Here is a 9,599-nt window from a genome sequence, read left to right as displayed (position 1 = left end):
ATCCCCAAAAATCAGTGTTGAATCTGATTTGCCGGCCCGTGGGAATCCCAATTCCTTAAATCGTCACTACGGCCTAGCGTTTCACCGTTTCATGGAAACGGCGAACCGCCCTATCTCTCTAATTTAACGCAATTCCGGACGGAAAACCGATCACACTTTTCCTGGAATTGCTCCGGTGTAGGAACGCCGCACGACCATGGGAGCACGCGATGACGCGCGAGGATATTGCCGATCTCTATCGGGGCTACATCGCCTGCCTGAACGACCAGGAGTGGGACAATCTCGGCCGCTTCGTCGGCGACGAGGTGCAGTACAATGGCGAGACGATCGGGCTTTCGGGTTATCGCCGTATGCTGGAAGGCGATTTCGAGGCCATTCCCGACCTGCGCTTCAACATCGAACTCCTGATTTCGGAGCCGCCGCGCGTGGCGGCGCGACTGCATTTCGACTGCCGGCCCAAGGGCGTGCTGTTCGGCCTGCCGGTGCACGGCAGGCGGGTTTCTTTCGCCGAGAACGTCTTCTACGAATTCCACGACCGACGGATTCGCGAGGTCTGGTCGGTCATCGACAAGGCCGCCATCCAGGCGCAGCTCTGAGGTCCGCCAGCCTCTCAGGCGTCTTCCTGCGTCAAGGCGTGGAAGCGCAGCAATCCATGATGGACCGCAAGGTCCTCGTCATAGCGCGCCTCGGCGAATTCCAGCGACAGGCGCGTCTGACCGCGCGAGCCGATGGAAAGTGCTGCGCCATCGAGGCGCGCCTTGATGCTGTCCATGATGAGGCGCGTCTCGGCCTCGCCTTGAGCCTTCGACCAGACGTGCAAGGTGATGAGTTGGTCGCCATCGTTGTCGGCGCCGGTGTCCAGGTCGAAGGCACTGGTACGGCCGTAGGTCACGTGTGGAAAGGCGGCCTTGTCGTTCGCCTGTTCGAGCAGGCCAGCGCCGCCGAGAAGCGCCGATAGCGACGCATCGGTCTTAAGCCTCAGGAACAAGGCCTGCATCAGATCGCTAGGCGCCGTCATCTACCGTCCATCGCCAACACATGTCTCCGCGCCGCAGCCAATTCCGGCAACGTAGCCGCGCTCGCGATCCGATGCCAGATCGCGAATCGGTTTGACTATAGCGTGAAGGGCGAAGGTCTCGAATTTATTACGTTTTCGTCAAATCATGAGACCGGAGCCGCGCCGCCTTCCTCGGTGCGCTTGGCAATGAACTCGTCGAGCACGCCCGCGGTGGCGGGAGCGGAGGCCGGTGGCTGGAAATCGGAAAGAATCCGCTTCCAGATGCCGGTCGCGCGCTCCGTGGCGGTCTTGCCGCCGGCTTGCGTCCAATTGCCGAAATTCGACCAGTCGGCCACCAGCGGCTCATAGAAGGCGGTGCGGTAGCGCGTCATGGTATGCGCCGCCGAGAAGAAATGGCCGCCGGGCTGCACTTCGGCGATGGCCTCGAAGCCGATCGCATCCTCGTCGCCCGGGGTCTTCGCGCAAAGCTCTGCGACCGTCTGCAAGGCCTCGATGTCGGTGATCAGCTTCTCGAGGGAAACGCTCAAACCGCCTTCCAGCCAGCCGGCGGCATGGATGCAGACGGTCGCGCCGGCCAGCACCGAGCCCCACAGCGCGAACTGCGTCTCGTGCGCTGCCTGCGCGTCGGAGATATTGGCGGCGCTGCCGCCGCCGGATCGCCATGGCAGGCCGGTGAAACGCGCAAGCTGGCCCGCGCCGAGCGTGGCCTTGACATGCTCCGGCGTGCCGAAGGCCGGCGCGCCCGACTTCATGTCGACATTGGAGGAGAAGGAACCATAGACCACAGGCGCGCCTGGGCGTGCGATCTGGGCGAGCGTCAGGCCCGCCAGCGCCTCGGCATGCTGCAGCGCCAGCGCGCCCGCGACCGTGATCGGCGCCATGGCGCCCGCCAGGCAAAAGGGCGTGATGATCGATATCTGGCCGGCGCGGGCGAAGTCGATGATGCCCTGCGCCATCGGGATGTCGAGTTGGCGCGGCGAGTTGGTGTTGATGACCGTGTAGCTATGGGCGCTGCCGGCAAACTCGTCTTCGGACAGGCCGCGCGCCAGCCGAATCATCTCGAAACTGTCCTCGACCTGCGGCGTGCCGCGGGCAAAGACGAAGGGCACCTTGTCGGACAGCGTCAGTTGCGCCCGGCCGGTGGCATAGTGGCGAAAGCGCGTGTCGACGTCCTGCGGCTCGACGCAGGGGCCGAGCATATGCAGCACGTCGAAATGCTGGATCAACTTGATGAATTCCTCGAAGGCCTGGAGCGTGCCCGGCCGGCGGCCGCGCTCAAGATCGGTGACGTTCGGGGCGCCGGAGCCGGCCAGGAAGGTCATCGAGCCGAGCTCGAGCATCAGATCCCGCGAGCGGTCGCCGCCAAGGGCGGGAATCGCGCGCGGCGCCGCGGCAAGTGCTGCCTCGACCATGTCGCGGCCGATCCTGACCATCTGGCTGTCTTCGTCGACCAATGCGCCGGCCCTGGCGTAGATGGCGCGGGCCTCGGGCAGCAGCACCTTGATGCCGAGCTCCTCCAGCACGCGCAGCGCGGTAGCGTGGATCGCGGCGACCTGGTCGTCGGAAAAGATCGGCTGCGGCAGGAAGGGGTTCTTCAGCGACCGATAATTCGGATGCCGGCTAGACTCGCTGCCTGCCTCGCCGGTGCGTCCCCGCCGGCGCTCGCGCCTGAGATCACGTGCGGCCTCGTCAATCATGGCGGTTCCTCCTCATTGCCGCATCGCCTTGCCTTCAGCGTCGTAGGGCGAGCCCGCGATGACGCGCGCCCGCCGTTCGACCCCGACAATGTGTACGGAAAGTTCCGTCCCCTCACCGGCGAAATCGTCATCGAGCAACGCCAGGGCGACGCTCTTGCCGATCGTGTAGCCGTAGCCGCCGGAGGTGACGAAGCCGACGCGCCGGCCCTTGGACCAGACCGGCTCGAAGCCGCTGGCATCGGCGTGGACAGCGTCGACCTCAAGCGTCACGATCCGTCGCGAGACGCCCACCTCGCGCTCCTTGAGCGCGGCCTGGCGGCCGATGAAATCGCCCTTGTCGAAGGCGATGAAGCGGTCGAGCCCGGTCTGGCCGGGCGTGTAGCCTTGGGTGAATTCGCGCGACCAGATGCCGAAACTCTTTTCCAGCCTGAGCGAATTCAGCGCGTAATAGCCGATCTCGGCCAAGCCGAGGTCTTCGCCGGCGGCAAGCAGCGTCTCACGCAGGCTCGAATGCAGGGTGGCCGGGCAGTTGATCTCGAAGCCGAGCTCGCCGGCAATGGACAGCCGCGCCACCCGGGCTCGCGCCATGCCGATGTCGAACGCGCCGCAGGACATGAACGGCAGGGTTTTGGCGGAGATGTCCTGATGGGTAGTGCGTTCGACGATCCGGCGTGCGTTCGGACCGGTGACGAGGAAGCCGGACATGGCGTCCGAGATGTCGGTGATGGAGACGCCTTCGGCGATGTGCGCCTCGAACCAGCGCATGTGGAATTCGCGCAAATAGTAGGAGCCCATGATCCAGTATTCGCCGCCGCCCCAGTTGAGCACGGTGAGATCCCCCTTCAGCCGGCCGTCGGCCCCAAGCATCGGCGCCAGCTTCGCGCGGCCGGGCTTCGGCAGCCGGCAGGCGAGCAGCCGGTCGAGCCAGGCCTCGGCGCCCGGGCCTGACACGGCATAGCGCGAGAAGGCCGTCGTATCGACGAGGCCGGCGGCGCGGCGGACCTGCAGCACCTCGTCGCCGACGATCTCGAAAGCGTTGGAGCGCTTCAGCGTCGTCTCCTCGCGGAATCCCATCGGCGCGAAATAGGCCGGGATCTCCAGGCCCCAGGATGCCGTCCATTCGGCGCCGGCGGCGCTCATGCCGTCATAGGCGCCCGGACGCTTCAGCGGCCGGCCGGCAGGCAGGCGCTCGTTGGGGAAGGTCATGACGAAGCGGCGGGCATAGAACTGGCCCGTGGTTTGCCGCAGATACTCGCGGTTGGCGGCGAAGGCGCCGTAGCGGGCGATGTCCATGCCGAAGATGTCGGCTTGCGGCTCGCCGTAGATCATCCACTCGGCCAGCGACTTGCCGACGCCGCCGCCTTGGCTGAAGCCGGCCATGACGCCGCAGGCGACCCAGTAGTTCTTCAGCCCCCTGACCGGGCCGACCAGCGGATTGCCGTCCGGCGTGAAGGTGAAGGCGCCGTTCACCCATTTGCGGATGCCGGCCTTCGCCAGGCAGGGGAAGCGCTGATAGGCCTTCGAGAGCTCCGGGCTGATGCGGTCGATGTCCTCGGGGATCAGCTCGATGCCGTAATCCCAGGGCGCGCCGTCCATGTTCCAGTGTTTCGGGTTCTGCTCGTAGACGCCGAGCAGGACGCCTTTGCGCTCCTGACGCAGGTAGGAGAAGCCGTCGAGATCGACGGCCAGGCCGAGCTCCTTGTCGAGGGCTGCGACTTCGGGAATGTCCTCGGTGACGAAATAATGATGCTCCATCGGCGTCACCGGAAGGTCGACGCCGGCCATCAGCCCGACCTGCTTGGCCCACAGGCCGCCGGCATTGACGACATGCTCGGTGACGATCGTGCCCTTTTCGGTGACCACCTCCCAGCCGCCATCGGCGCGCTGTTTCAGCTCGATGACGCGGTTGCGCAGGATCACATCGGCGCCGCGCTTCCTGGCGGCGCCGGCATAGGCGTGCGTGGTGCCATAGGGATCGAGATGGCCCTCGTTGGAATCATAGAGGCCGCCGAGCACGTCGCTGACATCGACGATCGGGCAGATCTCCTTGATCTCCTCGGGCGTCACCAGTCGGGCCGTCTCGATGCCGACGGACTGAAACACCGCCCAGGCCGATTTCAGCCATTCCCAGCGCTGCGGGTCGCTCGCCATGTTGACGCCGCCGGTCATGTGCAGGCCGGCATTCTGGCCCGACTCGGCCTCGATCTCGCGGTAGAGTTTGATCGTGTAGTCCTGCAGCGCCGCGACATTGGGATCGGCGTTGAGCGCGTGGAAGCCGGCGGCCGCATGCCAGGTCGAGCCAGCCGTCAGCTCGGCGCGCTCGATCAGCGCGACGTCGCTCCAGCCAAACCGCGTGAGATGGTAGAGCACCGAGGCGCCGACCACGCCTCCCCCGATGACCACTGCCCGGTAATGCAATTTCACGAGCCTCTCCCTCTCGTTGGAGGCCCCACCAATACACCTTCTGGACATATGTGTCTAGACACTTCTGTCCAGAGCTTGCGTGGCGTTTCGCGCCATGCCTATTGTGCGGCCATGATCATGACCGCTCCCCAGGCCGAACTGCCGCCCGGCAACGTCAAGGTGACGCGCTCCGACTGGATTAAACTGGCGCTCGATATGCTGATTTCAGACGGTATCGAGAGCGTGCGCGTGCTGACGCTCGGCCAGAAGCTCGGTGTGTCGCGCTCGAGCTTCTACTGGTATTTCAACAGCCGGCAGGACCTGCTCGACCAGTTGCTTGCGCATTGGCACGACACCAACACCACGGCGATCGTCGAGCGTGCCCGCCGGCCGGCGGAGACCATCATCATGGGCGTGATGAACGTCTTCGAATGCTGGGCCGACGAGCGCCTGTTCGACCCCAGGCTCGATTTCGCCGTCCGCGAATGGGCCAGGCGCGCGGCCGACGTGCGGCGCATGATCGACCAGGCCGACGACGAGCGCCTCAGCGCCATCCGCGACATGTACCGCCGGCACGGCTACGACGGCGAGGACGCCTTCATCCGCGCCCGCGTCCTCTATTACATGCAGATCGGCTATTATGTGCTCGACCTCAAGGAACCGGTCGAGGCGCGCGTCAGCCATCTCGCCGCCTATCTGCGATCCTTCACCGGCCAGGAGCCGACCGAGGCGGATGTAGCGCATTTCATGCGCTTCATTGCGGCGCGGTGATATAGTCTGCCCTCCACGGCCAGGGCGCCACCAATCAACAAAGCTTGCGCTGTTGCTTCGCTGCCCTTGTGAGCGATGCTAAAATGGTTGATTAGTCTTGCGGGGGAGGCGCCCGAAATTGCCCTGCAGTTTCCGGGCGAAAGTGCGTTGGGGCGGAAGTCTGGAATGGCAAGTCCTTCGAAACCAAGCAAGAGAAGAGGCCGTATCGCTTCGGCTCTGCTCGCTGTGGACGCCTGGCTCGATTCCTCGCTCTACGAGATCGGTTTCAAGGCACGCGAATTCTGGGAAGCGGCGACCATCTTTTCCCGGCGGTTCCGTGTGCATGGCTGGCGCCGCGCCATCATCGAGGTGCTGAGCGAAGGTTTCACCATGGGCGCCGGCGGCTTCGTGGTGCTGCTCGCGCTTGCCATGCCTGCCTTCGACATCACCACCGGCGACTGGCGCAATCAGGGCGACTTCGCCGTCACCTTCCTCGATCGCTACGGCAACGAGATCGGCCAGCGCGGCATCATCCAGCGCGATTCCGTGCCGGTCGACGAGATGCCGGACATCGTCATCAAGGCGGTGCTGGCGACCGAGGACCGGCGTTTCTTCGACCATTACGGCATCGACGTGCTGGGCCTGTCGCGCGCGGTCTTCGAGAATGTGCGCGCCAATTCCGTGGTCCAGGGCGGCTCCAGCATCACCCAGCAGCTCGCCAAGAACCTGTTCCTGTCCAACGAGCGCACCCTCGAGCGCAAGATCAAGGAAGCCTTCCTGTCGCTGTGGCTGGAGGCGAACCTTTCCAAGAAAGAGATCCTGCAACTCTATCTCGACCGCGCCTATATGGGCGGCGGCACGTTCGGCATCGAGGCGGCGGCGGATTTCTATTTCGGCAAGAGCGTCAAGGACCTGAGCCTTGCCGAGGCGGCGATGCTGGCCGGGCTGTTCAAAGCCCCGACCAAATACGCCCCGCACATCAACCTGCCGGCGGCCCGTGCCCGCGCCAATGTGGTGCTGTCCAACCTGGTCGATGCCGGTTTCATGACCGAGGGTCAGGTGCTACAGGCGCGGCTGCATCCGGCCGACGTCGTCGACCGCGGCGAGCAGAAGAGCCCGGATTATTTCCTCGACTGGGCCTTCGACGAGGTGAAGAAGATCGCCAAGCCCGGCCAGCACTCGCTGGTCGCCCACACCACTTTCGACGCCAACATCCAGAAGGCGGCCGAGGAGTCGGTCGAGTTCCATCTTCGCCAGTTCGGCAAGGAATACAACGTCACCGAAGGCGCGGTGGTGGTGATCGAGACCAACGGCGCGGTGCGCGCCATCGTCGGTGGCCGCGACTATGGCACCAGCCAATTCAACCGCGCCACCAAGGCGCTGCGTCAGACCGGTTCATCCTTCAAGCCCTATGTCTATGCCACCGCCATGGAACATGGCTTCACGCCGGACTCGGTGGTTTCCGGTGGCCCTATCAGCTGGGGCAGTTGGTCGCCGCACAATTACAATGGCGGCTCGGCCGGCAACGTCACGCTGCTTACGGCGATCGCCAAGTCGATCAACACCGTGCCGGTGCGGCTCGCCAAGGACTACCTCGGCATCGGTCCGATCAAGGCGATGGCCGAATCGATGGGTGTCGAATCGCCGCTGGAATCGCACAAGACCATGGTGCTCGGCACATCGGGCATGACGGTGATGGACCAGGCGACCGGCTACAGCGTCTTTGCGCAGAACGGTTTCGTCGGCTCGCGCCATGGCATCACCCAGCTCGTCACCCGCACCGGCGACGTGGTCTATGACTGGGCCAAGGACGCGCCGCCACCACATCGGGTGCTGTCGGAAAAGGCGCTGAAATACATGAACACCATGCTGGCGGCGGTGCCGGTCATAGGCACCGCGCGGCGCGCGCAACTGCCCAACATTGTCGTCGCCGGCAAGACCGGGACGACACAATCCTACCGCGATGCCTGGTTCGTCGGCTTCACCGGCAACTACACCGCCGCCGTCTGGCTCGGCAATGACGACTTCACGCCGACCAATAAAATGACCGGCGGTTCGCTGCCGGCGATGGTCTGGCAGCGGCTTATGGTCTACGCGCATCAGAACATCGACCTGAAGCCGATCCCGGGCATCGATCATCCGTGGGTCGACCCGGAGGTCGCGGCCAAGGCCGAGGAAGCGGCGAAGAAGGAAGCCGACGCGGCGGCGGCGCAGGCCGAGGCCGAACGCCCGCCGGTGCTTTCCGGCCGCACCACCCAGACGCTGAGGGAAATGAGCAAGGCGTTCCAGGCCGCGCCCGTGCTGGGCGCCCCCACCCTGCCGGAGACGCTTTCGGCGCTTTAGGACGGCGCTGGCGTGAAGCCGGCTTGCCACGGCACCCCGCGCCGCGATATCCCGGGCAACCTCCTCTGTTTGCGGCTCTCATGCTCAAGAACGCCATCCTGACGCTGCTTTCGCTTGCCATGGCCATCGGGCTTGGCGGCTACAGCGTCTGGTATGCGCTCAACGCGCAGGATGGCGTGGGCGCGATCCGCATCGGCCAATGGACCGCCTTCCCCGAAGTCGGGACGCTGGCGGCCGACCCCTATTCCAAGGCGCGCGTGGCGCGCGAGGGCGTGCTGGCGCTCGGCCAGGCCGAGGGGCTTGCCTTCGTGGCCGAGCGCGACGATGCGGGCGAGCCGCTGAAACGCGAATGCGCCTACACGATCGAAGGCGGTTACCCCACCGCCCGCTTCTGGACGCTCTATGCCGCCGACCAGTCGCTTGGCGTGATCGACACAGGCAAGCCGAGGCAGTCGGCGCTGCAATCCTACGAAGTGCTGCGCCAGCCCGACAATTCCGTCGTCATTTCCGTCGGCAATCGCCCGGCTCCCGGCAACTGGCTGCTGACCGGCGGCTCCGGCAAGATGTATTTCGTGCTGACCTTCTACGACACGCCGATCGCCTCGAGCACCGGCCTCTCGGACGTCACGCTGCCGCGCATCCTGAAGGCGGGCTGCAATGCGTAACCTGCCGCACGCCCTCATCCTCGGCCTGCTCGGCGCCGGCATCGTGCACATCGTGGTGCTGTTCCTGGTGCCGGAATTTTCCGAACGCGATGCCTGGTCGCGGCTGGCGATGGCTTCGGACCTCTACAAGATGACGCGGCTCGACGCCGAGGCCGGCGGCGCGCCGGTGGTGAAATCGGTCGATCCGCTGTTTTATGCCGCCGCCTGCCGATTCGATCTCACGGACGGGCTGGTCAGGATCAAGGCGCCCGGCGACGTGCCGTTCTGGTCGGCCTCGGTCTATGACCGCAGCGGCCACAACATCTATTCCTTCAACGATCACAACGCCAATGGCGAAAAACTCGATGCCATCGTGCTGACGCCGGCGCAGATGATCGACGTGCGGCGCGACCTTCCGGAGGATCTGCAGGGCGCGATCTTCGTCGAGGCGCCGATCGATGAAGGCATCTTCGTCGTCCGCGCCTTCGTGCCGGATGAGAGCTGGAAGCCGATCGTGTCGCGCTTCCTCGAGCAGAGCGCCTGCGAATTGCAGGATTACTGAGAAAGGCGCCCGATCAGTGATGCGGCTTGGCAGGTGGCGGGGAGCGCGGCCTGTCGGGGCCGCTCTCGCCGGGCCGTGCCTCACCGACCTGCGGATGCAACTCATAACGGACGCCGGGGAATATGATGACCGCCGCCGCCGTCGTCGTGTCGTGACTGGCTCGATTTACAGGTGCCGCTCGC

The 9,599-nt window shown here is 65.1% G+C and carries 8 protein-coding genes; 5 read left to right on the top strand and 3 right to left on the bottom strand.

Translation table 11 applies throughout. From position 1 onward, the window contains the following. The first annotated feature begins 209 nt into the window (after positions 1-209). On the top strand, positions 210-596 hold the full coding sequence (locus FJ424_RS28045) for an ester cyclase (RefSeq protein WP_140658805.1): 387 nt from the start codon (positions 210-212) through the stop codon (positions 594-596). A 14-nt stretch (positions 597-610) separates the two neighbouring features. Here FJ424_RS28045 and FJ424_RS28040 read toward each other — a convergent pair whose 3' ends face one another. From FJ424_RS28040 to FJ424_RS28030, 3 genes are all read right to left on the bottom strand, one after another. Further along, the gene (locus FJ424_RS28040; protein WP_140658806.1) at positions 611-1,018 is read right to left on the bottom strand and encodes a DUF3168 domain-containing protein; all 408 of its coding nucleotides are present in this window, start codon (positions 1,016-1,018) and stop codon (positions 611-613) included. A 143-nt stretch (positions 1,019-1,161) separates the two neighbouring features. Next, positions 1,162-2,715: a trimethylamine methyltransferase family protein gene (locus tag FJ424_RS28035; protein ID WP_140658807.1), complete on the bottom strand. Its 1,554-nt coding sequence runs from the start codon at positions 2,713-2,715 to the stop codon at positions 1,162-1,164. Between the two features lie 12 nt (positions 2,716-2,727). Next, complete coding sequence (locus FJ424_RS28030; protein ID WP_140658808.1) at positions 2,728-5,139, bottom strand: FAD-dependent oxidoreductase; 2,412 nt, start codon at positions 5,137-5,139, stop codon at positions 2,728-2,730. A 111-nt stretch (positions 5,140-5,250) separates the two neighbouring features. Here FJ424_RS28030 and FJ424_RS28025 point away from each other — a divergent pair, with 111 nt between their 5' ends. The 4 genes from FJ424_RS28025 (at position 5,251) to FJ424_RS28010 (ending at position 9,417) form a co-directional block, all read left to right on the top strand. Continuing rightward, entirely contained in the window at positions 5,251-5,889 is a 639-nt protein-coding gene (locus FJ424_RS28025; protein ID WP_140658809.1) for a TetR/AcrR family transcriptional regulator, read from the top strand. A gap of 165 nt (positions 5,890-6,054) precedes the next feature. Next, entirely contained in the window at positions 6,055-8,211 is a 2,157-nt protein-coding gene (locus FJ424_RS28020; RefSeq protein ID WP_140658810.1) for a penicillin-binding protein 1A, read from the top strand. A gap of 80 nt (positions 8,212-8,291) precedes the next feature. Continuing rightward, positions 8,292-8,876 (top strand): DUF1214 domain-containing protein, encoded by a 585-nt coding sequence (locus FJ424_RS28015; protein WP_140643545.1) that lies wholly within the window; start codon positions 8,292-8,294, stop codon positions 8,874-8,876. Beyond that, positions 8,869-9,417, top strand: a complete 549-nt coding sequence (locus FJ424_RS28010; RefSeq protein WP_140658811.1) for a DUF1254 domain-containing protein — start codon at positions 8,869-8,871, stop codon at positions 9,415-9,417. The genes FJ424_RS28015 and FJ424_RS28010 overlap by 8 nt, the downstream gene beginning before the upstream one ends. Positions 9,418-9,599: the final 182 nt, after the last annotated feature.

This window comes from Mesorhizobium sp. B3-1-8 (assembly GCF_006439495.1).
Taxonomy (GTDB): domain Bacteria; phylum Pseudomonadota; class Alphaproteobacteria; order Rhizobiales; family Rhizobiaceae; genus Mesorhizobium.
The sequence above is the reverse complement of the archived record's forward strand: the minus strand, read 5'-3'. Positions and strand labels throughout refer to the sequence as shown.